The 24,804-nt window shown below is 44.2% G+C and carries 22 protein-coding genes and 1 pseudogene; 8 read left to right on the top strand and 15 right to left on the bottom strand.

Annotated elements, in window-relative coordinates; genetic code table 11:
- Nucleotides 1–28: 28 nt before the first annotated feature.
- The 5 genes from ABMY45_RS20455 to ABMY45_RS20435 form a co-directional block, all read right to left on the bottom strand.
- A complete protein-coding gene (locus ABMY45_RS20455) occupies nucleotides 29–691 on the bottom strand; it encodes a fumarylacetoacetate hydrolase family protein (RefSeq protein ID WP_174170278.1) in 663 nt (220 codons plus the stop codon).
- An 87-nt stretch (nucleotides 692–778) separates the two neighbouring features.
- Nucleotides 779–1,975: an ABC transporter permease gene (locus tag ABMY45_RS20450; RefSeq protein WP_349289435.1), complete on the bottom strand. Its 1,197-nt coding sequence runs from the start codon at nucleotides 1,973–1,975 to the stop codon at nucleotides 779–781.
- Nucleotides 1,965–2,921, bottom strand: coding sequence for an ATP-binding cassette domain-containing protein (locus ABMY45_RS20445; protein WP_349289434.1), 957 nt, complete (start codon nucleotides 2,919–2,921; stop codon nucleotides 1,965–1,967). Before ABMY45_RS20445 ends, ABMY45_RS20450 begins: the two co-directional genes overlap by 11 nt.
- 59 nt (nucleotides 2,922–2,980) lie before the next feature.
- The gene (locus ABMY45_RS20440) at nucleotides 2,981–6,550 is read right to left on the bottom strand and encodes a M1 family aminopeptidase (RefSeq protein WP_206471196.1); all 3,570 of its coding nucleotides are present in this window, start codon (nucleotides 6,548–6,550) and stop codon (nucleotides 2,981–2,983) included.
- Between the two features lie 11 nt (nucleotides 6,551–6,561).
- Nucleotides 6,562–7,443, bottom strand: a complete 882-nt coding sequence (locus ABMY45_RS20435; protein WP_010606823.1) for an ABC transporter ATP-binding protein — start codon at nucleotides 7,441–7,443, stop codon at nucleotides 6,562–6,564.
- A gap of 151 nt (nucleotides 7,444–7,594) precedes the next feature.
- Between ABMY45_RS20435 and ABMY45_RS20430 the strand changes: the two genes are divergently transcribed.
- On the top strand, nucleotides 7,595–8,272 hold the full coding sequence (locus ABMY45_RS20430) for a nitroreductase family protein (RefSeq protein ID WP_010606824.1): 678 nt from the start codon (nucleotides 7,595–7,597) through the stop codon (nucleotides 8,270–8,272).
- A 17-nt stretch (nucleotides 8,273–8,289) separates the two neighbouring features.
- Here the strand turns inward: ABMY45_RS20430 and ABMY45_RS20425 are convergent, their stop codons facing one another.
- Genes ABMY45_RS20425 through ABMY45_RS20415 form a run of 3 tightly spaced genes read right to left on the bottom strand, consistent with a single transcriptional unit; the run spans nucleotide 8,290 to nucleotide 12,952 of the window.
- Complete coding sequence (locus ABMY45_RS20425; protein WP_227386770.1) at nucleotides 8,290–9,336, bottom strand: efflux RND transporter periplasmic adaptor subunit; 1,047 nt, start codon at nucleotides 9,334–9,336, stop codon at nucleotides 8,290–8,292.
- Nucleotides 9,326–12,631, bottom strand: a complete 3,306-nt coding sequence (locus ABMY45_RS20420) for an efflux RND transporter permease subunit (protein ID WP_227386769.1) — start codon at nucleotides 12,629–12,631, stop codon at nucleotides 9,326–9,328. The genes ABMY45_RS20425 and ABMY45_RS20420 overlap by 11 nt, the downstream gene beginning before the upstream one ends.
- Before the next feature lie 15 nt (nucleotides 12,632–12,646).
- A complete protein-coding gene (locus tag ABMY45_RS20415; protein WP_010606827.1) occupies nucleotides 12,647–12,952 on the bottom strand; it encodes a metalloregulator ArsR/SmtB family transcription factor in 306 nt (101 codons plus the stop codon).
- A 74-nt stretch (nucleotides 12,953–13,026) separates the two neighbouring features.
- Here ABMY45_RS20415 and ABMY45_RS20410 point away from each other — a divergent pair, with 74 nt between their 5' ends.
- From ABMY45_RS20410 to ABMY45_RS20395, 4 genes are all read left to right on the top strand, one after another.
- Nucleotides 13,027–13,239, top strand: coding sequence for a DUF2892 domain-containing protein (locus ABMY45_RS20410; RefSeq protein ID WP_349289433.1), 213 nt, complete (start codon nucleotides 13,027–13,029; stop codon nucleotides 13,237–13,239).
- 37 nt (nucleotides 13,240–13,276) lie between these two features.
- On the top strand, nucleotides 13,277–13,621 hold the full coding sequence (locus ABMY45_RS20405) for a rhodanese-like domain-containing protein (protein ID WP_010606829.1): 345 nt from the start codon (nucleotides 13,277–13,279) through the stop codon (nucleotides 13,619–13,621).
- 242 nt (nucleotides 13,622–13,863) lie between these two features.
- Complete coding sequence (locus ABMY45_RS20400) at nucleotides 13,864–14,277, top strand: hypothetical protein (protein WP_102057692.1); 414 nt, start codon at nucleotides 13,864–13,866, stop codon at nucleotides 14,275–14,277.
- Between the two features lie 19 nt (nucleotides 14,278–14,296).
- Nucleotides 14,297–14,623 (top strand): helix-turn-helix transcriptional regulator, encoded by a 327-nt coding sequence (locus ABMY45_RS20395; protein WP_010606831.1) that lies wholly within the window; start codon nucleotides 14,297–14,299, stop codon nucleotides 14,621–14,623.
- A gap of 69 nt (nucleotides 14,624–14,692) precedes the next feature.
- On the opposite strand, the gene ABMY45_RS20390 is transcribed toward ABMY45_RS20395, so the two are convergent.
- Both ABMY45_RS20390 and ABMY45_RS20385 read right to left on the bottom strand, forming a co-directional pair.
- Nucleotides 14,693–15,319, bottom strand: a complete 627-nt coding sequence (locus tag ABMY45_RS20390; RefSeq protein ID WP_010378204.1) for an OmpA family protein — start codon at nucleotides 15,317–15,319, stop codon at nucleotides 14,693–14,695.
- Between the two features lie 82 nt (nucleotides 15,320–15,401).
- Nucleotides 15,402–16,199, bottom strand: a complete 798-nt coding sequence (locus ABMY45_RS20385; RefSeq protein WP_174170271.1) for a transporter substrate-binding domain-containing protein — start codon at nucleotides 16,197–16,199, stop codon at nucleotides 15,402–15,404.
- Between the two features lie 96 nt (nucleotides 16,200–16,295).
- Here ABMY45_RS20385 and chrA point away from each other — a divergent pair, with 96 nt between their 5' ends.
- Nucleotides 16,296–17,426, top strand: coding sequence for a chromate efflux transporter (gene chrA, locus ABMY45_RS20380; RefSeq protein WP_206471199.1), 1,131 nt, complete (start codon nucleotides 16,296–16,298; stop codon nucleotides 17,424–17,426).
- Nucleotides 17,427–17,450: 24 nt separating this feature from the next.
- Here the strand turns inward: chrA and ABMY45_RS20375 are convergent, their stop codons facing one another.
- The 4 genes from ABMY45_RS20375 to speA form a co-directional block, all read right to left on the bottom strand.
- Nucleotides 17,451–18,680 carry a mechanosensitive ion channel domain-containing protein gene (locus ABMY45_RS20375; protein ID WP_174170269.1) on the bottom strand — a complete coding sequence of 410 codons (1,230 nt, stop codon included), beginning with the start codon at nucleotides 18,678–18,680 and terminating at the stop codon, nucleotides 17,451–17,453.
- Nucleotides 18,677–19,597 carry an acetyltransferase gene (locus ABMY45_RS20370; protein ID WP_349289432.1) on the bottom strand — a complete coding sequence of 307 codons (921 nt, stop codon included), beginning with the start codon at nucleotides 19,595–19,597 and terminating at the stop codon, nucleotides 18,677–18,679. Before ABMY45_RS20370 ends, ABMY45_RS20375 begins: the two co-directional genes overlap by 4 nt.
- 15 nt (nucleotides 19,598–19,612) lie before the next feature.
- Nucleotides 19,613–20,488 carry an acyltransferase gene (locus ABMY45_RS20365; protein ID WP_045964780.1) on the bottom strand — a complete coding sequence of 292 codons (876 nt, stop codon included), beginning with the start codon at nucleotides 20,486–20,488 and terminating at the stop codon, nucleotides 19,613–19,615.
- 110 nt (nucleotides 20,489–20,598) lie between these two features.
- A complete protein-coding gene (gene speA, locus ABMY45_RS20360; RefSeq protein WP_349289446.1) occupies nucleotides 20,599–22,479 on the bottom strand; it encodes a biosynthetic arginine decarboxylase in 1,881 nt (626 codons plus the stop codon).
- Between the two features lie 220 nt (nucleotides 22,480–22,699).
- Here speA and speE point away from each other — a divergent pair, with 220 nt between their 5' ends.
- Entirely contained in the window at nucleotides 22,700–23,560 is an 861-nt protein-coding gene (speE, locus tag ABMY45_RS20355) for a polyamine aminopropyltransferase (RefSeq protein ID WP_349289431.1), read from the top strand.
- A 380-nt stretch (nucleotides 23,561–23,940) separates the two neighbouring features.
- Here speE and ABMY45_RS20350 read toward each other — a convergent pair whose 3' ends face one another.
- Entirely contained in the window at nucleotides 23,941–24,084 is a 144-nt protein-coding gene (locus ABMY45_RS20350; protein WP_158299133.1) for a hypothetical protein, read from the bottom strand.
- A 537-nt stretch (nucleotides 24,085–24,621) separates the two neighbouring features.
- Between ABMY45_RS20350 and ABMY45_RS20345 the strand changes: the two are divergent.
- Nucleotides 24,622–24,782 (top strand): annotated as a pseudogene (locus ABMY45_RS20345) (tyrosine-type recombinase/integrase); the annotation flags it as partial.
- Between the last annotated feature and the right edge of the window lie 22 nt (nucleotides 24,783–24,804).

The following is a 24,804-nucleotide window of genomic DNA, read 5'->3' as shown; positions in this document are numbered from 1 at the left end:
ACGCAGCGATGTACATAAAAGCGAGAAGCTAATCTATCGCAACTTTGCCATGCCAAGGAGTATGGCTTTTCAGCTGCAGCGTAAGTTCATCGCCATGCGCTAGGCTCCCTACCCCTTTTGGCGTTCCTGTTAAGACAATATCTCCTGGCTGAAGCGTAAAGTAACGAGCAATGTCCTTTAGCAACTCAGCGATTGGAAAAATCATTAAGCTAGAGTCGCCATGTTGTTTAAGCTCTCCATTTTGCCAAAAACGATATTCAATACACTCAGCAAAGGTGTTTTCATCACATGGTACAAAAGGCGTCGCTGGGCAACTATTATCATAGGCCTTTGCCCGCTCCCACGGGTGCCCTTGTGCTTTTAGCTCACTTTGTAAGTCTCGTAATGTCAAATCGAGTGCCAGCCCAATTCCGGCGATATGCTTGAGAGGCGCTGGGGTTTTTGCATCGATTTTGGTGCCTACCAATAGTGCAAGCTCTGCCTCATAATGATGTTCGCCAAGTGCGGCGTCCAACTTCATTTCATTATTAAATGGTACTAAGCTCGTTGCTGGTTTGATAAACAACAGTGGACTGCTTGGAATAGGGTTATCTAGCTCTTTCGCGTGCGCTACGTAGTTTCTACCAACACAAACGATTTTTCCCGCTGGTAGACTTATTTTATTGTTTTCACTATCAATGTGTTGATACATTTCACCCTCTCTGTATGGCCACAAGCTCCGGTTATGGAGCGTACCATAACCAAAGCCTTGAGCTAGCAAGTTATCATATAAACGGTATTATTCCGGTTTACAGACCCAGCGCACCATATCCTTAATTGAGGGTTCCTTGCCATACATCACCATACCCGCTTTAAACAATCGTCCCGCAGCAACACGAATAAGGTAGCAACCAAGTAATGCGCTGACCAACGCACATAACACTTGCCAAATGGGTACTTCAATTAACGCCATTTTTACTGGCATCACTACAAATGCGGTAAGCGGGAAAAGACTCAAAATATCCACGGCAAGGCTGCTAGGACTATCAACAATCATAAACGCGATAACAATTGGCAATATAGGGATCATCATAAATCCTGTCTTGCCACTATGGTTAGGATCGTCAATAGCTGCGGCTATTGCTGCCATAAAGGCTGTTGCCATATAAAGACCTACTATCGCAAACAGGGTAAACCAAGGCAACATTGCAAAGTCTATCATCGTAAAGTCCAAGGCTTCGTTTTTTACAACGACTTGTATAAAAGCCATCGCCAACAAAAATGAAAATAACGTACTTAACATCGCCTTTAGACAATGAAGCATTTGGCCAAATATTTTGCCGTCAATCCAAGTTTGCGCACTCATACAAGAATATAATTGCTCGGTAACACGCTGCTGCTTTTCTCCGGTGATAGACACGAAGATCTGTCCAAATGACGTAAAAATACCGATGAGCATCAATAGCATCACGCCAAATGCTGTCATCGAAGACTGGTTGTGTGCCTCCTTAACCGCATCCTTGGTATATTGATTGGTAACGCTCACAGGTTGCTGTAACAAGGCGAGCTGAGCGGCAGATAAATTAAAACTCTGTGCGAGTTCGTTGCTGTAAAACTGCTTAAGCGCTACCTCAACTTCATTCTGCCAAGACATTTTACCTGTGGTAATCAGTTCAAACTGTAACGCCTCACCCGTTTGGGCTTGAAGTATCAAAATACCGTCAATTTCCTCTTGTTCTAACTGAGTCAGAAGTTCAGCTTTTGAAGCATCAACTCGCTTTAGAAGCAAAGGCTCAGGTAGCTGAGTTAAGTTCATGGCGGATGGTGTTGCGATAACATATTGCTCAGGTTCAAAAAACGAAGTGCTTTGCCAAAAATAGATAAGCAAACCTATCGCCAGCATAATTGCTTTACCGATCAACTCCTGCTTGAGTTTAAAAAAGTACATAAACTCCCATTTGGTCACTTGCAGTATCTGTTGCAGCTTATGAGACATGGGCATTCTCCTGAGATTGCACTTTGCCTTGATGAGACTCGATTGCTTTAAGATAGAGTTGATGCAAGTCCATCGTTTTGGTTTCTATTCCTTGCAAAGTCGTTGATTTAGACAAATCGGCGAGCAGCAAATTAAGCTCTGAGGAGTCACTCAACTCAAACTTAATTTTATTCTGACTTAATTGAGTACACGCAACCTTGTAGTTACCTAAATTGAGCGCTGCGTAGTTCGTTGCCTCACTGAAACTCACTGTGATATCGATGCCAACACCAACGTCCTGTTTTATTTCGGCTAACGTGCCATAAAGCACAGCTTGCCCGTGATTCATTAACAGCATTCGATCGGCAAGCTTTTCTACCATCGCCATCTGATGTGCGCTTAAAATAACCGTCATGCCTTGTGCTTTTAACGCTTCTAAAAACACCACCACCTTTTCTTGGTTGATGGGATCAAGACCAGAGAAAGGCTCATCAAGCAATACAACCTTGGGTTTGTGCAATACTGCCGATATTAACTGTACTTTTTGCTGATTGCCTTTTGACAACGATTTCAACCGCTCATGCGCTCTATCACTTAAGTCAAACTGTGTTAGCCAAGACTCAATCTGTGCTAGCGCTGCGTTTTTCTCAACACCGCGTAGCTTGGCAAAATAGAGCAAATTCTGCTGCACGGTTTTTTCAGCGTAAAGCCCTCTATCTTCTGGGAGATAACCTAAACTTTGATGAGGGATTGATTGATATGCTTGCCCATCAATATTCACAGCGATTGTGCCGCTATCTGGATAGGTAAATCCAACCAACATTCTCACGAGAGATGATTTACCCGCACCATTGGGGCCCAGTAATGCAAAGATCTCACCTTGTTTAACGCTAAAACTTAGATTGTCTACTGCTTTTACCGAAACATATTGCTTCGACACCCCTGTTACTTGCAATAAATCTGGCATAACTTTCCTTTAAAAACGAATGAGGGCTTTCGAAAAGCCCTCTCCTACCTATATATCCATTAGAGTGACTTGATGTTATCGGCGGTTTTCTTATCAATCAGTTTTACAAACGGATCAACTCCCGCAAATTTCGGTAACTCTGTTACTTTCAACTCAATCTTATTTTCACCCGATGTGATGACGTGCTTTTGTAGATATAACAGCGTTTCGTCACTTTGAATGTTGTTAGGATCGGCAGAGAATAAGGCTATATCAATCTCTTGATTAAGCGGGATTTCTTCTTCGTTACCTTCACCATCTGCATGCTTTTTCGCCGCCTCAACCGTTAAGGTCACCGTATGTAGCTCTCCCGCTTGCGTCGCTTCTTGCACTTCAACACCCGCAAGCTTAAGCTCATACAACGTAATCGCATTGAACTGATCTTCGATAAATACTTGTTCTTGCTCTGAAGCCCCCGCTTTTAAGTAAGTCAAAAAGTCGAGTGTCGTTGGGTAGATATCTGTTCTAAAACGATAGTCATTTAAGAAGCTTCTTAATGCGCTATTGAGTCGCGTTTCTCCAAGTAAATCGTGCAGCGCTAACATCACAACAGAACCTTTATTGTAGTGAATGTACTGCTGACCGACTGTTCTGGATAGCGCCCGCTCTTCATACGGATCAGAACCTCGCCCACTTAAATAGGTGTCTAGTTCATACTTCAAGAATTTACGGAGATTATGCTCGCCGTACTTTTCTTTCATCACCATAATGGCAGAATATTGCGACAACATTTCCGACAGGATATTTGACCCCTCCACATTAGCACCAATCACCTGATGCGCCCACCACTGGTGTGCCAGCTCATGTGACGTCACATAGTAAGGTACATTGATATTGTCAGGATTACGGGTGTCCGTTAAAAATCCAATATTCTCCGAGTAAGGCACTGTATTGGCAAAACTTTGCGCAAAGTCTCGGTAACGAGGAAACTCAATAATACGCATTTGCTTATGTTGGTAAGGCCCAAACTCTCGAGTGAAATAATCAATAGAGTCTTTAGTCGACTGCAACATAGTGTCTACATTCCAAGCATGATCTTTATGGTAGTAAACCTCGAGCGCAATGCCTTTGTACTCTTCTCGTTTCACCTCAAGATCCATCGACAAGATGTTATAGAAGTGCAGCATTGGAGCATCCATTTCATAGACATAGGTCGTGCGGCCGTCTTTGCTGAATTTTGATTGCAAATAACCCGGCACCATCGCAACTTGCGATTCATCCGTCGTCACCGTTGCGGCGAATGTGACGAAATTTTCAGCAAATAATGGCTCATGATGATAGTGTGTTTCTTCAATCTTATTGCCACGTTTTAGTGGTTCAAGGCTGCGCTGACGACGCTCACTTTTGTCTTGAATTTGCTTATAGATGTTATAACCAAATGTCGGGAACAAGGTCGCGTTATCAATGAAGGTACCATTGTTCACCAAAGTTTCATCATAGCCTCTATCTACAAAGCCAAGCGTTTGGCGTACGACTGACATCGTAATTACACGCTGCTCACCCGGTGTCATTGGTTGTGAAAGCTCAAGCCAAGCATGCTTAAAGGTTTTATCCTCTTCAGCAAGCGTAGCGCCAGCCATTTCAACTTGCCACTCTAATGTATGATCAGGTTTATTGACCAAGAAGCGAGCAATCTCTTTATCTGAGCGGTTTTCAACCAACAGCTTTACCTGCGCTTCAATACGACGTGTCTTTGGAAATATCTCAGCATTGAGCTGTACGTCTAACGTGACAGGTACAGGGTCATCACGATACTGGGCAAATTGTTGCTCATATAGCTCTGCGATATCTTCAGCTTCATCCTGCGTGATAAACTCATTGACCATTTGCGTGTTGTAGTAGATGTAGCTGCCACTGCCCACGAATATTAAAGCACCACAAGCCAATAATGCTTTACCAGCGTTACCTAACTGATAGCCCATCAGTGAAATGCGTGCTTTCAGCGTTTGTCCTGCACCACGAGGCCAAAGTGCATAGCTTAGTGTCGCTAATATCATGCTAAAACCAAACCAGTACAAATTGTACCAATGTGCTGCACTGAGGAAATGACCATAACCATTAATATCTGAGTACGGCACTGGGGAAGTTTCGCCTAAGTGGTACATATTGTGCTCAAAACCAAAGTTGGTCAGGACTATCGAAATAATGAAATAAACGACATATATTCCCATACCCATATACTTGCTTGGACTCATCACCTGTATCAAAAATGCTAAGGTGGTTTGGAAGGCAAAACCTAACACATATAAATATCCCAAGCGCACAATATACTGGGCAAGATCTATCTGTGTCACACCCGACAATAGTTGATAGCTAATGGTGATCAAGCTACCAAATACACATAGCAGCGTCATCACCGCAACTAAGGCTATGTATTTAGAGCCCCAAAATACCCAGTTTGCAACAGGATAAGAGTCAACAATGTCTCCCATTCGCGAATCACGGTCATGCCATACCAGCTCAGCGCTGTAATACACCAATACAATGACCAATAATTGCCAGAAGCTCCCATGGATAAGCTCCACCATTCTAAAGGTCACTGGCCATACTTCTGTGCCATACCAATTAAATGAGCCAACCAGTGCAGGTATTAAGGTTGCCACCGCCAAAATTAATAACACTAAGAATGGGTAGCTTTTAAGCACTTGCTTTACTTCAAAAGTGGTTCTGGTGCAAAAGTGCACCCAACTACTACCTACGCTCGCTTTAAAATCAAAACGATTCAGCAATGCCGACGCTTGGTTACCATCTTCTTTGGCTTTACTCTTGGTTTTTTGTTTTTGCGGTAAATAATGAGAAGTATTTAAGGCTAAAACACCTAAACTGAGCAGTGCAACTGACATCCAAATTAAGCGGTTATAGAGCAGTTCATCAACTAGGCTTATGACTGACGTATTGCGATCTGCAATGGTCCAATATTCTGATTGCGCCGAAATAGCTGATAGGCCAAACATGTCTAAATACGCAGCAATAGTACGGTATTCAATATCTGAAAAAATACTATTTGCCACAAGATAAGTCACAAACAAACCCACAGCAACTAAGTACATTGCTATCATGGTTCTAAATTTTTGCGCCACCAGCGCAAATAGGCTCGCCATAAAGAACAGTGAAGGGGCCGCGATGACAAATAGTGGCGTTAAGTAATAGTTGAGTTTATTAGGCCCAATCAGTTCGGTATCTAGCCAACCGACTAAACCACCAATGCCTGAGCCTACCCAGATCCCCACTAAACACATTGAAAATACTAGTAAAGTAACAAGATAAGCGCCGAGAAAACGACCCAATCGGTACTGAGCTAAGTGCAAAGGCTTACTCAAAATAAGCTCACTGAACTTACTTTGATCGTCTCTTATTACCGCACTACCAACAAAGTTAACCACCAAAAAGATGGAAAAAATGGTCATGATGGCAACGGTTTGCAAGATGGCATAGGGCGAGTTTACATTGACGTTACTGCCACCACCAATCTGTACTGAGTCCGAAACTGACGCAAAAAAGGTGAGTAAAAATAGAATCAGAGAAGTCACATAAAAGGAAGGCTGACGGACAAAATACCGTAGCTCAAAACGCATCATTTTAAATAGCATCTGCCTACTCCTTACGCTGCTTGATTATTTCGATGAGTATGCAGAGTAGAAAAATAGACGTCCTCTAAATCGGCTGGTACCGCTTCAAAGCCTTCAGGTGCTTGATCAGCAAATACATTAAGTAAGGTCTGGCCCGCGAATAAGCGCTTAGAAATAACCGGTAAGTTTTGCTCTACTTCTTTCGCTTCTGCAAGTGTGACCGACTTACGCCAGATTTTTCCCTGTAGCTGCTCCGTGAGTGCAATAGGATTACCTTCAAGTAAAATTTGTCCGCTCGCCAATACAGCCATATTCGGACATAGCTCAGACACATCCTCTACAATATGCGTTGATAAGATGACTACTTTACTCTCACCTAAGCCAACGAGTAGATTGTGGAAACGATTACGTTCTTCTGGGTCTAGTCCCGCCGTCGGTTCATCCACAATGAGTAAATCAGGGTCGCCAAGCAGTGCCTGTGCAATACCAAAGCGTTGACGCATACCTCCGGAAAATCCGCTTACCGCATTTTTACGGTGATCATATAAGTTAGTTTGTGCGAGCAATCCGTCAACGGCTTCTTTACGCTCTTTTTTATTATTTAACCCTTTTAGGATTGCCATATGATCCAATAAATCATACGCACTAACGCGTTGGTAAACACCAAAGTCTTGCGGCAGGTAGCCTAAACGTGCACGAAGTGCCTTTGGCTCCTTTAAAACATCTACACCATCGAACTGTATAGTGCCTGCATCTGCCGACTGTAATGTGGCAATCGTGCGCATCAACGAAGATTTACCAGCGCCATTAGGTCCGAGTAAACCAAACATTCCCTTTGGAATAGTCAGGTTTACACCTCTCAAAGCATGAACGCCATTGTCATAGGTTTTTGAAAGTCCTGAGATTTCGAGCATTTTTATTTCCTGTCCGGATTTTTATTATTGTCCTTTTTATAACATTTCCCTAGGTTAGTGACAATTAACATAAACATATCAATTGCAAATAAAAGTAAACACTGAAACACTAAGAAGCATTCTTAGTTTACAACACCCAAGGAAAACTAACATGCAAGATCACGCCAACCACCCATTGACGGATTTTATTGAATACCCTCACGAGGAAATGCTAAGTCGTGCGGAAGCATTCTTGGAGAACAGTAAGAGACGTCATAGTATCCGTGCTTTTAGCGACCGCCCAGTACCGCAAGAAATCATCGAAACTTGTATCAAAGCAGCGGGCACTGCCCCTAGTGGTGCAAATCATCAGCCATGGCATTTCGTGGCGATTGGCAGCGCAGAAAAGAAAAAACAGATCCGAGCTGCAGCCGAAGACCTCGAGCGCTCGTTTTACCAAGGCCGTGCGGGAGATGAGTGGCTGGACGCACTAAAGCCTTTGGGCACAGATGCACAAAAACCCTACTTAGAACATGCACCTTGGCTTATCGCTATTTTTAGTCAGAAAAAAGGTGGGATCCACGCGGAAGACAAAAATACCAACTACTATGTCCATGAATCGGTTGGGATCGCTACTGGGTTTCTTATCCAAGCTCTGCATAATGCAGGACTTGCCACACTGACCCATACACCTAAACCTATGAGCTTTTTAAGCGAGTTGTGCGGTAGAGATAAAGATAACGAACGTCCTTATATGTTATTGATTGCGGGTTATCCAAGTGATGATGCAACTATTCCAGAGCACGCAACAGTGAAAAAATCACTCGCCGAAATCGCTTCCTTTATTTAAAAGTTCGGATCAGCTAACTATCGCTGCACAGCTAGCTGATCACCTTCGTTTAGGCCACTAATAACAATCGTTTTATTACCTGTCTCTTCGCCCAACCTGAGGTAGCGTTTGTGAAGCTGGCCAATTTCTATTACCTCAACCATCGCCAATTGACCATACTTGCTGATCATATTAGTTGGAATTTGGATAACCGCCTGCTCGCCAAGCACAAGTTCAACCAGCGCGTACATGCCAGGCACCACTTTTTGCAGCAAAGGCATATCCAGTTTAATAATAAAGCTGCGCGCTTGGCTGTCGGCAATTGGCACCATTTCCGACACTCGCGCGGTTTGGCTTATGTCTAGCGCAGGTATGCGTACCTTAATCTCGCTTCCTAGCTGAATATGCTTAACTTGGCTCTCGCGAATTGGCGCTTCAATCTGCAATTGTAATGGGTTGAATAACGAAATAATGGCGCCACCGGGGCTAACCATGCTGCCCGGCTCTTGTAAGCGCGCCACCACTTTACCCGAAATAGGGGCTGTGATTTGCGTGTAACCCAGCGCGACTTCAGCGCTACGATACGCTTCTTGCAATGCCTTATCTTGCGCTTGTAACTCGTTCACTGTGGCTTGCCACTCATCCACTTGGTTAATCGCGATAAGCCCTTTTTCATTAAGAGATTTATTGCGTACTAACTGCTTAGTTGCTTGCTCTAGCTTGGCTGAATTTGCCGCTTGCTGCGCTGCCACTCTTTGCAGCTCTGCTTTAAGCTCTGCATCATCGAGTGTTGCTATCAGCTGTCCCGCAGTGACTTTATCACCGGCTCTGACGTTAAGCGTTTTAAGCTCCGCCAACAACCGACTGGACACTAACGTATTTTCTTTTGCGACCACACTCGCGGGAACTTGTTCAATCATCGCAATCAGCGACTTTTGTACTGTATAACGTGTTCCTTGATAGGCGGGAAGTTCGGACTTATTGCCCGGAGCTAGCTTATTTTGGAATCCACCAGCAAGCCATACGACCATCAAGAATAGGCAAAAAATAGCAAGAACAGGAATAAAGATTTTATTACGAGACATGAGAAGACTCCTGAACTGATGAGGCATTAAGGGGTTGATTAGGTGTCGATGATGATTTGAATACTAAATAGTAAACGATAGGCACGACCAACAGTGAAAATAACGTTGAAGCAATGATCCCGAAGATAATAGCAAGGGCGAGGCCACTAAAAACGGGATCTAAGATAATTACTAAATTGCCTAATAACGTCGTACCTGCTGTAAGTAATACCGGTCGCATTCTTATACTTCCCGCCGCAATCAATGCATCGATCAGTGCCATACCAGCCGCTCGAGACTGATTAATAAACTCCACCAAAATCAGGGAATTTCTCACCACTATTCCGGCCAGCGCTATCATCCCTATCATCGCGGTCGCTGTAAATAACACGGGCTCAGGCGCACCTGCAACCACACGCTCACCAAACTGGTTGAGTAACCAAAAACCCGGCATAATCCCTATCATAGTGAGGGGAATAGCCGACATAATGATAAGTGATAAGCTACTAGATGCCGTTTGTACCCGCAGGATGATAAATATCGCCACCAGTGCAAACGCAAATGCGATCCCCATATCTCTAAACACATCTATGGTAATGCGCCACTCACCTTCGCCTTTAAAGGTATAATGGGTTCCCTCAAACATTGACCAAGTGACTCCTCCGCCACTGTGTAAAAAGGTGCGAGATGCCCAATTGCTCGGTGTTATCTGTTGGTTTTCATCTGCAACCACATCGGCAATCACCTCAGCTGGCGTGCGGCCATTTAGCTCCGCAAACACATAAATCACCTCTTTTAGGTCTTTTCGAAGGATCACGGGAGCCGTAGGAATAGATGTTAATTCGCCCAGTTCGGCAATCGCCACAAGGGGTCTCGCAGCCTGCTCTAAGCCGTATTCTTGAATGGTTTTAGCCAACTCCTGACGACCACGAACTTGCATCGCCAATACGTTTTGCCATTGATTACGCTGCGCGTAACTCACACCTAACTCGATGGGCACCGTTGCGACCTCACCTTGAGTATATAAAAAGCCTGCTGACATGCCGCTGCTTGCAACCACTAAAGATTGATTAATATCCTCTGTGGCCACACCTGATAACGCAGCCTTTTGTTTATCAACCACAAACCGCTTTAGCCATGTTGGCGAAGCCATTGAGGTGTCAACCTCAACCACATGTGGCTCCTGCCTTAAACGATGTGCTAACCTCTGGGCTGCTTGCTCTTGCGTTTCACGAGCAACAAACGGATCTGCATAAACCTCAGCAACGAGTGTACTTAATACCGGAGGTCCCGGCGGCACTTCCACCACTTTTACTTGCGTCAAAGTTTGGTTAAAAGGCTGAAGCTTTTCACGCAGTCGCATGACGATGGCGTGAGATTGATGTTCGCGTTCACGCTTATCCACCAGTAACACCCTAAGTTCGGCAAGATGCGTACCACTACGACGATAATAGCCTCGCACCATACCATTAAAATCCATACTGGAAGGCTTGCCGACAAAAGCGGCGATGTCGGTCACTTCAGCTTCTGACCAAACGATTTGCTGTACTTGCCTCGTCATTGCGGCCGTTTGCTCAAGGCTGGTTCCCTCGGGCATATCTATCAATACTTGGATTTCACTTTTATTATCAAACGGCAGCAATTTCAGTGGTACGGCCCTAAAAATAGGGAGGCTCACACTTGCAACAAATAACCCTAACACACCCCATAATAACCATTTGGCTTTGCGGGGGTTTTGTAAAATTGGCAGCATGATTTTGCTGTAGTACGAGTCTTGAGGCACGACTTCACTTGTTTTTGAATCCGCTTTGAGTAACTTTTTAGACAGCCAAGGCGTCACTAAAAAAGCCACTAACGTCGAGGCAATGACACTAATGGGGACGTTAAATGCCATGGGTGCCATATATGGGCCCATCATGCCAGTAATAAACGCCAATGGAATAAACGCCATGATGATAGTTAACGTTGACATCAAAAGCGCAGATTTGATCTCGACCATAGCAGCGACAATGTTATGATCTGTGTCAGCTGCCGCGCCGCGATGAATAAAGCGGCTAATATTATCAATCCCAGTGATTGGGTCATCGACTAACAATCCCAGCGACAAAATAAGCGCAAACAAGGTGACCCGATTAATGGTGTAACCAAACGCAAAGTCCAACCCAAGTGTAATGCCATAGCAAATTGGCACTGCAAGACCAACAACGATGGCAGGCCGCCAACCTAAAAATACACCGACAAATATCACAACGGTAAATACCGCAAAGGCCAAGCTAGAGGTAAGATTATTGACTTTGTCATTGGCCGTCTCGCCATAGTTTCTTAATACTTTTACCGATACCTCAGCAGGAAGGAGCTCCTGTTGTAGCTGGGTCACAAGCGCTAAACTTTGCTCTGCAACCGTTACCGCATTACTTCCCTTTTGCTTCGCCACGCCAATCGTCACTAATGGTGCATCAGCCTGGCTGTCGCTGCTTGCTAACCACTGATAGCTATCGGGCTCACTAGGACCATCAATAACCCGAGCAACTTCTTTTAAAACAATGGCACGACCATTAATTACATTTACCGTGAGCCCTTCAAGTGCCGACTTATTACGAAGGACATCACCTGATTCAAAGGCAATTGTGTTACTGCCTGCCGTCACTTGCCCGACTCGTGTCACTAGATTACTACTTTGGATAGCACCTAAAACATCCATTGGTGTTGTTTGATGTGCGGCAAGCGCAGCTAAGTTCAACTCAACCCTAAGTGCTCTCGTGCGCCCGGTAATAACTGAAACCTCGCTGGTATCTGCAATGCTCTGTAACTGGATAGCTAGCTCTTGTGCAAAACGCGTTAGCGCGTAGTCATCATATAGTTGCGGCTTGGAACTTGTCAGTCCAAGCATAAGAATCGGAACGTCATCGACTTCTATTGGGCGGATCTGCCACTGAGTGACAATTCCCGGCATAGTATGCTGGTTGGCATACAGCTTAGTGTAGGTGTTGAGAATGGCTTTCTCTCTGTCTTCACCCACATGAAATCTTAAAGTAACAACCGTGCCGCCGGTTTGGGTCGTAGAATAGACGTGTTCAACGCCCGGAATTTGCAGCAGTAACTTTTCAAGTGGAGTGGTGACCAATCGTGCCACTTCTGGTGAGGCAGTATTTGGTACCGACACATGAATATCCAGCATAGGCACCACTATTTGTGGTTCTTCCTCTCGTGGTGTCATTTGCAATGCAAATAATCCAAGTACCACAGCGCACAAGAAGATAATCGTTGGCAAGCTGCCTTGTAGAGCATACCGAATGACACCATCTAACTTTTGCATCTCAGTCGTTCCTAGTTACTCTGCACTTGAGGCGCAGAACAGCTGATATAAACTCTCGAGTAGTACAGCGACTCGGCTATCTTTAACCTGATAATAAATCGTCGCTCCCTCACGCCTAGTCGCCACGATTTGTGCCTTTCTCATGCTGGCTAAATGTTGTGATAAGGCAGACTGCGCTAACGGCACCATTTCGTTAAGCTGGCTAACACTGAGCTCTTGCTTTTGCAATGCACACAAAATCATCAAGCGATTTTTATTCGCCATAAGCTTTAACAAGGCTTCTGCCTGTTCGGCATTTTGCGCCATTTGCTGAAGATCCATGTTGACTCCCAAAAAATAAATGCGCTTAAAGTATAGACACAAACATTAGCAATGTCTAATATTAGAAACACCTAATGTTAAAGATGACACTCATTATGACCTTACATCCTCTACTTAGATTAATCGCTGGTGTTATGTTTGCCATTTCTTTACTGCTCACACATTTTGTCAACCCACATTGGGTTTGGTTTAGTGTGTTTATTTGTGTCAATTTAGTGCAGTCTGCTTTTACAAACTGGTGCCCTATGATCGTTATATTGAAGAAACTTGGCATTCAGGAAAGGTGAGTCATAATGAAACCGATAACCCAATAAGGAGCTATATATGCTGATATCTGCCCAAGATGTATTAAAGACAGTCAAGCCTAATCAACGCTGCATTGACGCGGTACAAGCAAAATCAGAGATTGCACAAAACAATGGTCTGGTTATCGACGTGAGAGAGCCGGCTGAACACAGTCAAAAGGCAGCCAACGGCACGGTAAATATCCCAAGAGGATTGCTAGAATTTAAGCTTCCAGAGCTGGAAAAAGACGCAGACAGACCAATTTATTTACACTGTGCCGCTGGTGGCCGTGCTATTTTTGCCGCAGAGCAACTAACTCGTATCGGTTACACCAATGTCAGCGTAATTACCTGCAAAGCTGAAGTGGTGTGTGACACGCTTTAAGCACATTATGACCTTCTTTTTATTGAGGCACTGAGTCACAAAACTTTATTAGGCTCAGTGCTTTTTCTGACTTCCATTTCTTACCCAGCCTTAACATTCGCTATAAAAGTATTTAAATCATTAAGTTAATTAATTTTATAAATCTATTGTCATATGACAGTTTGAGCACTGACGTAAGCTTGTCGGCGTGTTTTAATGGAGAAACAGGCACAGTGGAGACAACAACTTAACGGGAGTTCAATATGTCTGACTTAAAAAAGCTAGAAAGAGCCACCTACAAAGTGTATTTCCAAGATGGAGATCATCAAATTACGTGTTGTGCAAATGCATTAAATTGCACTCAATATGTTTTCGTCGACGATGTTTGCGTTTCTCAAAAACGCCACTTACTCGGTGATAGTACCCATAAATTTACTTATGCAGATCAAGCCTATGAAGCTAGATTTTGTTTAATTAACGGGTTTACTTTTGAAACTGAGTGCCTACTACTCAAAGGAAAAAAAATACTTGGTCGCCAGTCAAGTCCCCCTCTGAACGATCAACTGACCTTAGCCAAGGTCATATTCACTTTTATGGGCTACGGCCTAGTTGCAGGTTTTTGTATATTTACTCTCGCGTACTACTTGGGACGCTGGTACGGCAGCACCGTACTTTAAGTTCGTCAAGGAGGAAATAATGCAAATAAATAATAATACAGTAAAGCTGTTGCGAACCGAAAAGAGTTGGACTCAGCAACATTTAGCAGATGCCTCTGGAGTAAGTCTACGCACAATTCAACGCGTCGAGAGCGACGGGACAGCAAGTAAAGAGACTGTAATGAGTTTGTGTGCGGTGTTTGAAATCTCCCAATCCAAGCTTATTGACTTGGCCGACATGCTCCATAATAAAGAAAACAAAGAAGAAAAAACAGTGAGTTATCATTTATTCTTGTTTACTGCAATCCTATCCCTAAGCGTTGGGGGCGTTATCGGCGCAGGCCTGATTTATCTGATAATTCGATAAATACCTTATTCTTATAGCAGCCGAAATCCATAAAAAGGAGTGCTCAAACATAGCACTCCTTGATTTTTCTTACGCGCGGTTTGGAATAATTTTAATTTCGACTCGGCGATTTTGTGCCTTACCTTGCTCGGTGCTATTGCTCGCGATTGGCTGAGACTCACCCATGCCCTCTGCGTACAAACGCGCAGGTAGTACTTGCTGTGATAATAAATACTGCTTTACGCTATTTGCGCGCTGTTCAGACAAAGTCTGATTGAAGCTCGCTGAACCAGTAGAATCTGTATGTCCGACAATCGTTAAGAATGTCTTATCGTACTGCTGCATCACGCGTGCAATACCTTGAAGTGTATTGTAAAAACCAGGGCTGATAGCTGACTTACCTGTCGCAAAGGTTATGTTTGATGGCAACACTAAGCGCATTTGATCGCCTTCACGAACAACCTCAACACCCGTACCAGCAAGCTCTTGGTTAAAAGCGGCTTCCTGCTTGTCCATATAGTTACCAATCGCGGCACCTGCAATTGCCCCAACCGCAGCACCAATGGCAAGACGCTTATCTTTGTGGTTACCAGTAGCTTTACCTAGCACCGCACCAGTCGCAGCACCAATCGCCGCTCCCTTACCTGTGTTATTCATTTCACATCCAGACAAAGCAACCACAACAGCTGCACCAATTAACATATTTCTTGCAATCATCTTCCCACCTGAGTTCGTTTCAACTTGATTGTCTATATTGTTGCAATAAACAATTAACTCTGGCTGAAGCTTTACTGGTTTTTTAAGGATGAGCAGGGACTAAGTCGCTTATATGCTCAGAAACTGGTGGCAGTTTATATTTTGCAACCACAGCATCAAGCTGCTTTTTTTCAGCCAATTGCTTCATCGTTAAACGAATGGTTTGCGCAAGCTCGGTGCCGCTGAAGCGTTTGCTCATCGCCATATGACCATAAATCGGCTGAGCGTGGTGATAGGAGACTTTTTTTAACTTTTCAATGGGCTGACCAAGCACTTCCATCGCCACCTCCGCGGTGTCTTCCACTGCGATCACAAGGTCAACACGTCCTTTAAGCAATAAATCAAACGCCACTTGCTCACTAAACACAGGGACTTTATTGAGTTGACGGTCCTCATCAAAGCGAGGGTAAAAAACGCCGCCACGCGTCACCGCAATCCGCTTGGTATAAAGATCCGTATATTGTTCCACCCGAATATCGCTGTCTTGCTTAGCATAGAACACAAACGAAGATGTCAGCGCCATGTAGGCGGGTTCGACAAAGTCGATTAACTTTTCTCGTTGAGGCGTACGGATCAAGCCACCCATGACGTCTACTTCACCTTGCGCTATCATCCGCATACAGCGTGAGAAAGGACAGGGAACGGCATTTATTTGATAATCAACACCAGCTTGAGCCTGTACCGTTGCCAATATATCTAAGACTAAACCTTGCACTTCACCATTGTCTTCAATAATGCTATACGGTGGCGCGTGATCAACAGCGACATTGATTTGCTGAGCAAAACAAGAGAAGTTCGCCAACAAAAAAAGTAAACAGGGCGATAAAAAAGTCATTCGCATAATACTTATCCAACTGAGGCGCACCAGCACCAAAAGTCATAAATATGTCATATAAAAATGTGAGGATACAAGGTTAACAATATCACAAGGTACACTATGTTTCTGAAAATATTTTATCAGTTTTTGTTATTAGGATGTACGAGCTTTGGGGGACCTGCAGCCCACCTTGGGTTCTTTAAAAAACACTTTGTCGATAACTTAAAATGGCTGAGTAACGAGCGCTATGCCAGTATGATCAGCCTGTCACAAATACTGCCAGGACCGGGGTCCAGCCAAGTCGGATTCGCGATTGGTTTAGAAAAAGCTGGAATGCTAGGAGGGATCGCCGCCTTTTTAGGATTTACGCTACCGTCTTTTTTGCTCATGATCATGCTGGCATTAACCGCTGAGCAGCTTTCGGGCACTGCGTTGAATGTCATTGATGGGTTGAAGTTGTTTGCTGTTGTTATCGTTGCCGATGCGGTACTGAGTATGGCGAAAAGCTTTTGTCAAACCACAGCACTCAAATTCGTCGCATTTTTCGCCACCTTCACACTGTTGATGCTGCCGAACTTAAGCGCACAATTGGGTGTGCTTATGACGCTTGTCATCGCGGGTTGCTTTTACTCATTCAGCAATGCGCCAAGTAAACCGAGTCAATCAAAAAGCCAAATTAACTGGTCTGTATTTGCACTCTTTATTGGCCTATTTGCGTTAACCTTTGCCATGCTACCAAATCAACTATTTGCCGAGTTTTATCAGGCAGGTGCTTTGGTTTTTGGTGGTGGTCACGTCGTGCTGCCGCTGCTACAAACCAGTGTCGAGGGGGTCGCGCAAGAAACCTTCTTAACGGCTTATGCTGCCGCGCAAGCCATTCCTGGGCCGATGTTTACCATCGCAAGCTTTTTAGGCGCCGTTGTCGACAATACCCATCCCATTTTGGGCGCAGCGATTGCGACGCTCGCTATTTTCTTGCCGGGCCTACTGTTAATGTGGGCGTTTAACCAACAGTGGCAATCACTTATTGCATTGCCACGGTTTGCAAGTATTAGCGCGGCCTTAAATGCCGGTGTTGTGGGAATTTTAGCCGCTGCGTTTTATCAACCAATTTGGCTTTCTGCGGTGCATAGCTTGCTCGATATCACCGCGGTGGTATTAGGCTTTGCAGCACTAAAATGGCTAAAGCCCGCGATATGGCAGTTGCTTATTGCCTTTATGGTGTTTGGGGTTATCGCAGGAAGTGTGTAGGCCACGCTTGAGTGGCCTTGATGATTATTCTGAAGTTGCGTCTGGTTTGCTACCGGCGCGCACTTTCACGCGGTGTGCGCCAAAGTAATCACTCACGCTTTGATATGGACGTAACCCAAATGCTGGCATTACGCTTAGCATGTAGTCCAAAATATCGGCTTGTAGGTGCTCGTAAAACACCCAGCGTTTATCGCGACTAAAACAGTAAAACTCTAGAGGCAAGCCATGTTGTGTGGGTGCAAGTTCCCTGACCATACATAAACAATCTTGATTGATGGCATCATGCTGCTTCAAGTAGGCCTCTGCATAGCGTCTAAATAAGCCTAAATTGGTGATATCGCTTGGTACATCTTCAAGTTTTTCCAGTAGTGGATATTGCTCGGTTAGCGACGCTCGCTTTTGCTCTGGCAACGGCTCAATGCTAGTAAAATCAATATGGATGGCGCGTTTGATGCGGCGTCCTGCTGACTCTTGCATGGCACGCCAGTTTTTAAATGAATCAGAGATCAACATATAAGTTGGTATGGTGGTGACGGTGTTATCCCAGTTACGTACCCTAACGGTATTTAACCCCAGATCTATCACCTCGCCGTCTGCACCAAATGCGTCAACTTGGATCCAGTCGCCAGTGGTTACCAGTCGGTTGGCCGCTATTTGAATACTCGCAACCAATCCCAAAATCGTATCTTTAAATACCAAAATAATGACTGCCGCGATAGCACCAAAACCGGAAAGAATATAGGTCGGTGATTTATCCACCAAGATACTGACCACCAATATAGAACAAACTATAAATATCAGTAACTTAATTACTTGAATAATCCCTTGGATCGGCACTTCTTTGGCGAATGGAAAGAGGTTATAAACGCCATTCCCTAAATTGACTAAACTGCTAAATAAAAACCCTGATGCCACCACCAACATAACGTACACCAGTGTTTCCATCACGACAAACACCCAAGCTGGCGCGACAAATAGACGCTCGTGGTAGGCGGAGAAAACCAGTAAACACAATACAAAGGCAAAGCGGCCGCTAAATTTACTTAACTGAGGGGCAAGGTGACCAATTTTACGCGGTGAAATATGGCGCGCGAGGTTTTCTACATTGGGTAGCACTAAACGGCGGATCACCCAATATAAAAACAATAATCCAACCACCGCGACACCATTGGTAAATAAAGCACTGATCACAGTGCCCTGCGGTAACTCTTTTAACCACGGTTGAACGACATCATGAAGGTGATCAAACTTCATAGCTGTTTTAGCTCCTCATTGAGCGTGTCATTTGGCTCAGTCGAATGCAGCCAATGCGCTTCGAGTTGGCAATCTTTGCGTTGCCAAACTTCATTCATAAAAGATTGAAACTGTACACGATAGGCTTTATCGGCTTGATAGTTGCCAAGTGGCACTTTTTCCATCGCGATGTAGTCTATTTTTACATCAATTGCATCCAAGCGTCCAAGCGTAAATGCACGGCAAATATGCTCACCCTCTAACTCATAAGCCAAAGTCGCGTTGAGCATGCCATCAAGTTGCTCAGATAACACTTCAAGGGCAAACGCTACACCACCCGCCTTTGGTTTGAGCAGATGCTTAAACGGACTATTTTGATGCATATGTTTGGCTTTAGTATGACGAGTACCTTCCACAAAATTAATTACCGTTGTGGGATGATCACGAAAATTGCGACAACTGGCTTTGGTACGCTCTACATCCATCCCTTTAAGCTTAGGGTTTTTGGCGATCTGCGCTTTACTCGCACGTTTCATAAATGGCATGCCCATAGCCCATGCACCAGTACCAATGAAAGGCACGTACTTTAATTCATCTTTTAAGAAAAATTTAGGTGCAGGTAGTACCTCCATGGCACTAAGCACAACGATATCAAGCCAGCTAAGATGATTGGAAATTAATAAATACCACCCTTGAGCGTGTAACTCTTTTGGCAAGGTCACTTGGATTTTGTCGCACGCGATGCGCAAACCAAGGTAATTGCCTTTGCACCACATACCGTAAAAAAAGTGCAGTGCTGTAGAGATAAACTTAACTGGCACAAGCAATTTTATGATGCCAAACAATAGCACCAATAAACCACACACAAAGGTATTCACCAGCAGCCACACACTGGCCGATAGCCCGAGAAACCACTTAGGTAGTATTTGTTTTAACATCACAACATCCTTCTACTACTTTTTATCGGCAAGCTCCACAAGTTGTGCATCTTTGGCTTGCCACAAGGCGTTTAATTCGGATTGGAAACGCACTCTAAATTCGGGATCATTCGTGTAGTCGCCGACCAAGTTTGCACTGACCGGCATTACTTCCACCTGAACATCTACTGACTTCACGTTACCAGCGATAAAGTCTGCAAAAGTTGGTACACCACCGGGATAATGAATGGTGACATTCACCACTTTGCTGATTTGCTCACCCATGGCCTGCATCACAAATGCGATGCCTCCCGCTTTTGGTTTAAGCAGGTGTGTGAATGGGCTTTTCTGCTTACTATGCTTGGATTCGGTGTAACGCGTACCCTCAACGAAGTTTACAATACTCACTGGCATTGTTTTAAACTTTTCGCATGCTTTTCGCGTCGTTTCTATGTCTTTACCACGCAATTTAGGGTTTTTCTTTAATTGCGACTTGCTGGTTCGCGTCATAAAAGGAAAATCGAGCGCCCACCAAGCAAGACCTAGCACGGGTACGTAAAGCAGCTCTTTTTTCAAAAAGAAATTCAAAAACGGGATTTTGCCATGAAGCACTCGCTGCAACACTAAGATATCCACCCAACTTTGGTGATTGGCAATAACCAAGTACCAGTCTTTACGTTTTAGCTCATCCAATCCGCTAACATTGAGCGTATACGGCGCAATGAGGTTTTGGCTCACTGAATTACACGCGACCCAGTTACTTGCGCACGCTTTAGCAATATAGCTCATGGCTTTTTGCAATGGTGGGATGGGCAGGAGCTTAATCAAGCCACAAATAAAGATCGGTATAAACCAAAATATAGTGTTAACGGCGTACAGCAAGATGCTGATCACTTTACGAATAAACGACATTCATTCCCTCATCGTGTTTTACGGCAGAGCTGTATCATACCTTGAAAATCACACACAATTAAGCCGACCAGTTGGTCGGCTATAATTTATTCCATTTCACTATTTGAAAATCAATCTTCGAAGTAAGTATAACCTTCAAGTCCAGCGTTTAACTCTTGTAGATACTGAGCTTTAATTGACTCTGGCAACGACAAGGCCGCGACTTGCTGTGCGTAGTTCTCAGATAGCACCACTTTGTCATAATGAACAAAGCGCAGTACATCTTCAACACTGTCGCCCTTGATGGCATTAGTGAGTTTATAACCCTCATCACAAAGCTCAACGTGTACTGAGTCTGTGTCACCAAATAAGTTATGTAAATCACCCAATATTTCTTGATAGGCTCCCACCAAGAACATCGCAACGTGATATTGCTCTCCCGGCACGTACTCAGGAATGGGTAAACTTGATTCGATACCCGCGCCCTCAACATAACTGTTGATTTGACCATCAGAATCACAGGTAATGTCCTGAATAATCGCTCTTTGCGTCAACGGCTGATTGAGCTTGTCGATAGGCATCACCGGAAATAGCTGGTCAATACCCCAAACATCCGGCAGTGATTGGAACAACGAGAAGTTCACAAACAGCTTATCAGCCAGCTTTTCATTGAGGTCGTCTAGTACTTCTCGGTGTGCTCTCGCATTCTCATTTAAGCACTCACGCACTTTATGAAGTGTCGTGAAGTAAAGCTGTTCAAGCTGCGCCCACTCTTGCATGCTGATCAAACCATGCACGTATTGGTCGTGTGCATCGCTGAACAAGTGCATAGCGTCATGGTAAGTTTCTAAGGCCATGCGAGGAGTCAGTTGTGACAACGAATGCCATAACTCTTGCAACACCAATGGGCTGGTATCTTGTGGCTGCACCGGTTCGACTTGATTTGGCGCTTTTTCTACGTCAATCACATCCGTGATAAGCATCGCGTGATGGGCAGTTAATGCTCGGCCAGATTCAGTAATAATATCCGGATGCGGAATGTTATTGAGCTCCGCAATATCATGAAAAGCATGCACCACATTTTTCGCGTATTCCGCCACCGTATAATTCATAGAGCATGAACTACGAGAACCTGAGCCTTCGTAATCCACTCCGAGGCCACCGCCAACATCAACGATACGCAGCGGAACACCTAGTTGGTATAGCTCAGCATAGTGACGCGCACACTCTTTAAGCGCACGTTGAATATCGCGAATATTGGCAACTTGCGAGCCGATATGGAAGTGTACCAACTGCATTAAGTGCAAACGATTATGCGACTTAAGTAGCTCAACCGCTTGCAGCACTTGGCTAGCAGTAAGACCAAACTTGCCTTTTTCACCACCGGTATTTTGCCACTTGCCCTTACCAACTGAATTAAGACGAATACGAATACCAATCGACGGTTCAATGCCTAAATCGTCGATTTCCTGTAATAAGGTATCCAGTTCAGAGAGCTTTTCAACGACTACGTTTACTTGATGACCCATCGCTTGACCAATGCAAGCTAAGCGCAAAAACTCACTGTCTTTGTAGCCGTTACAGACAATGGTAATAGGTTGGTGTGCCACACCCAAAATTGCCATCAGCTCAGGCTTAGAACCGGCTTCAAGACCAACAAGACCGCTTGGGTGCGCTAGTAACTTGCTGACAACCGAGCGCTGCTGATTCACTTTTATTGGGTAAACGCAGGTGTACTGACCTTGGTAATCACGTTGAGTTCGTGCGGCAGTAAATGCTTGAGTCAAGGTATCGACACGATGTTTTAAAATGTCGGTAAAACGCACCAAAACCGGCAAAGTTAGCCCCTGCGCTTTAAATTGCTCAGTTAACTCTGGAAGAAGAATTGGTGGCTTAGTGCGATCACCATCAGGAAACGCCACTAACTGGCCCTGTTCATTGATATCAAAATAGCCGTCACTCCAGTGAGTAACGTTATAGATAGAACGTGCTGTTTGCAGACCCCAAGTCATTGCTGCTCTCAATTAATTCTTTATAAAGCTTCATTCTAATACGCGAGGCTAGTCAATGCGACCTAAAGTTGCGTTTTCATTAGCTTACAAACCTTATAAATAGCCCATGCTTGATTAGGACTAATATGAGGCAAAGTACAAAATGTTGACTAAAATTGATTGAGCAAAGGCGCAAGCACTGGCAAAATTGCCTTAATTTTTATCAAGTGTGAACACAATCATGGCAAACTTAGAAGCAAACCGTTGGTTTACAGAAATTAGCGACCGCGATGGCAGCGCTTTTTCACTTAGAGTCAATAAAAAATTAGACGAAATCCAATCACCATTTCAAAAAGTAGAAATGTTTGAAACGACGGATTTTGGTAACCTGATGATCATTGACGGTTGCACTATGGTGAGCACGCGTGAAAACTTTTTCTATCACGAAATGATGAGTCACCCGGCGCTATTCTCGCACCCTGCACCTAAAAATGTTGTGATCATTGGCGGCGGCGACTGTGGCACATTGCGTGAAGTATTAAAGCACCCTGGCGTTGAAAAAGTAACTCAGATTGATATCGACGAAGTTGTGACGCAAATGTCTTTGAAATACTTCCCTGAGCTTTGTGAGTCTAATAACGATCCTCGTGCAACCGTGATGTTTGATGATGGCATCAAATATATGCGTGAAGCCGAAGCAGAGTCTATCGATGTTATCATCGTTGATGGCACTGATCCTGTTGGCCCTGGTGAAGGTTTATTCAACCACGCATTCTACAAGAGCTGTTTAGCAGCGCTTCACACTGGTGGTATCATGATCCAGCAAAGTGAATCACCACTGATGCACATGCCGTTGCTACTAGAAATGCGCGATGCAATGTTGGAAGTAGGCTTTGTTGATCTGCAAACCCTGCCTTTCCCACAGCCAATCTACCCAAGCGGCCTATGGTCAGCAACGATGGCGCGTAAAGATGAAAAGTTTGCCGGATTCCGCGAACAAGACGTTGATAACGCAACATTTGACACTGAGTACTACAACACAGGTATTCATAAGGGTGCATTAGCAACACCTAACTTTATGAAGCGTGCTTTCGAAAAGTAGGCCGAATCAAAATATAAACTTAATTGTTAAAGTGTAGTGGCTCATATCTGACTCTACAGCCTTGATGATTAAGTTAATACTTCACCTGACCTGCAGTTATGAGCGAACAATAGACGTTCGCTCTAGCTCGCACGGATAAAAACGTTTTAGGTCGTCGGCTGTACTAGGCGAATTTCGCATAAAAATTTCTATGGGCTAACGCCGCCAGCACACGCGGCTTTGTAGTGAAGGTGAAGCCGCAACAGAAAAGCCGTCGCTGTGCCTGACCTTGTTATGACTACTTCGCTCGCTTGATGACACATGTTCCAGACCTAATAACGACATTGGTAGCTCGTTTTGCCATAACTGCTCAAATATATCTTTTTGCAAAGGCAACAACTTTAGAGCGCCTTGCCCAGAGATGAGCCAATAATTACTCCAAAACTCATGATAAGAGCTGCCGCAACAAATGCCGCTAACACAATCAGGCCAGTTTTCTGGGCTTTTGGTACTGAGCTCCACCAATTTTTAATTTCATTAATCATAAATCTTCCTTAAAACAACCGCACGCGAAGTTACTTAGCCATAACGTTTTAGTATTTATGTGACACGCAATTTGTGTTGCATAATCGCTTGTTGAACTGAGCCGCTACCTGCTCGGTGTAACAGAGTTGGTGTTGTTTATGCTATAGCTTACTTAGAAAAAATAGGCTTTTTGGAGGCTCTCACTTTCCTAGCTAGTGTTATGTAAGCTTTCCCTGCATTGCTCAGCGCTTATTATGTATTCATTACACCTAAATTTGCCTTAATAAGCAATTATATTTTTTACGCGTACAAAGACCTCTAGCCTGAACAATTAAGCAGGTTAACTCATTGATTGTAAAAAGCTATCTAGCTGCCACCTCGTTCGTTCTACTTTGGCCGTTGTTGCATCTAACTTGAATACGCCAATTAGCCGCAAGATACCTGCTCGACAATGCTGACAAGGCCAATGTGGTATCAGCGTCACGCTTTCTTCTGTCTTTGGCCTCTCCACTTTACCTGTGTGTGATTCTTGTGACTTTATTAATGCTAACTTTCGCTTGCGACATGAATTGGCTACTCATTTACTACAAAGTGGTGCAGATATCAGAACCGTGCAATCTAAATTTGGTCATTCCGATGTGAGACAACGCAAATATATACTCATGTTTTACAGCAAGACGCAAACGGAGTTGTTAGCCCTTTGAGCAAAATTTTCTAGCTTGTTTTGGGGCAAAAACGAG

The organism is Pseudoalteromonas sp. XMcav11-Q (assembly GCF_040104525.1).
GTDB lineage: Bacteria > Pseudomonadota > Gammaproteobacteria > Enterobacterales > Alteromonadaceae > Pseudoalteromonas.
The sequence above is the reverse complement of the archived record's forward strand: the minus strand, read 5'-3'. Positions and strand labels throughout refer to the sequence as shown.

Coding starts and splice junctions, on each gene's coding strand:
- ABMY45_RS20455 (WP_174170278.1), bottom strand. CDS start 691: ATGTATCAACACATTGATAGTGAAAACAATAAAATAAGTCTACCAGCG.
- ABMY45_RS20450 (WP_349289435.1), bottom strand. CDS start 1,975: ATGTCTCATAAGCTGCAACAGATACTGCAAGTGACCAAATGGGAGTTT.
- ABMY45_RS20445 (WP_349289434.1), bottom strand. CDS start 2,921: ATGCCAGATTTATTGCAAGTAACAGGGGTGTCGAAGCAATATGTTTCG.
- ABMY45_RS20440 (WP_206471196.1), bottom strand. CDS start 6,550: ATGCTATTTAAAATGATGCGTTTTGAGCTACGGTATTTTGTCCGTCAG.
- ABMY45_RS20435 (WP_010606823.1), bottom strand. CDS start 7,443: ATGCTCGAAATCTCAGGACTTTCAAAAACCTATGACAATGGCGTTCAT.
- ABMY45_RS20430 (WP_010606824.1), top strand. CDS start 7,595: ATGCAAGATCACGCCAACCACCCATTGACGGATTTTATTGAATACCCT.
- ABMY45_RS20425 (WP_227386770.1), bottom strand. CDS start 9,336: ATGTCTCGTAATAAAATCTTTATTCCTGTTCTTGCTATTTTTTGCCTA.
- ABMY45_RS20420 (WP_227386769.1), bottom strand. CDS start 12,631: ATGCAAAAGTTAGATGGTGTCATTCGGTATGCTCTACAAGGCAGCTTG.
- ABMY45_RS20415 (WP_010606827.1), bottom strand. CDS start 12,952: ATGGATCTTCAGCAAATGGCGCAAAATGCCGAACAGGCAGAAGCCTTG.
- ABMY45_RS20410 (WP_349289433.1), top strand. CDS start 13,027: ATGTTAAAGATGACACTCATTATGACCTTACATCCTCTACTTAGATTA.
- ABMY45_RS20405 (WP_010606829.1), top strand. CDS start 13,277: ATGCTGATATCTGCCCAAGATGTATTAAAGACAGTCAAGCCTAATCAA.
- ABMY45_RS20400 (WP_102057692.1), top strand. CDS start 13,864: ATGTCTGACTTAAAAAAGCTAGAAAGAGCCACCTACAAAGTGTATTTC.
- ABMY45_RS20395 (WP_010606831.1), top strand. CDS start 14,297: ATGCAAATAAATAATAATACAGTAAAGCTGTTGCGAACCGAAAAGAGT.
- ABMY45_RS20390 (WP_010378204.1), bottom strand. CDS start 15,319: ATGATTGCAAGAAATATGTTAATTGGTGCAGCTGTTGTGGTTGCTTTG.
- ABMY45_RS20385 (WP_174170271.1), bottom strand. CDS start 16,199: ATGCGAATGACTTTTTTATCGCCCTGTTTACTTTTTTTGTTGGCGAAC.
- chrA (WP_206471199.1), top strand. CDS start 16,296: ATGTTTCTGAAAATATTTTATCAGTTTTTGTTATTAGGATGTACGAGC.
- ABMY45_RS20375 (WP_174170269.1), bottom strand. CDS start 18,680: ATGAAGTTTGATCACCTTCATGATGTCGTTCAACCGTGGTTAAAAGAG.
- ABMY45_RS20370 (WP_349289432.1), bottom strand. CDS start 19,597: ATGTTAAAACAAATACTACCTAAGTGGTTTCTCGGGCTATCGGCCAGT.
- ABMY45_RS20365 (WP_045964780.1), bottom strand. CDS start 20,488: ATGTCGTTTATTCGTAAAGTGATCAGCATCTTGCTGTACGCCGTTAAC.
- speA (WP_349289446.1), bottom strand. CDS start 22,479: ATGACTTGGGGTCTGCAAACAGCACGTTCTATCTATAACGTTACTCAC.
- speE (WP_349289431.1), top strand. CDS start 22,700: ATGGCAAACTTAGAAGCAAACCGTTGGTTTACAGAAATTAGCGACCGC.
- ABMY45_RS20350 (WP_158299133.1), bottom strand. CDS start 24,084: ATGATTAATGAAATTAAAAATTGGTGGAGCTCAGTACCAAAAGCCCAG.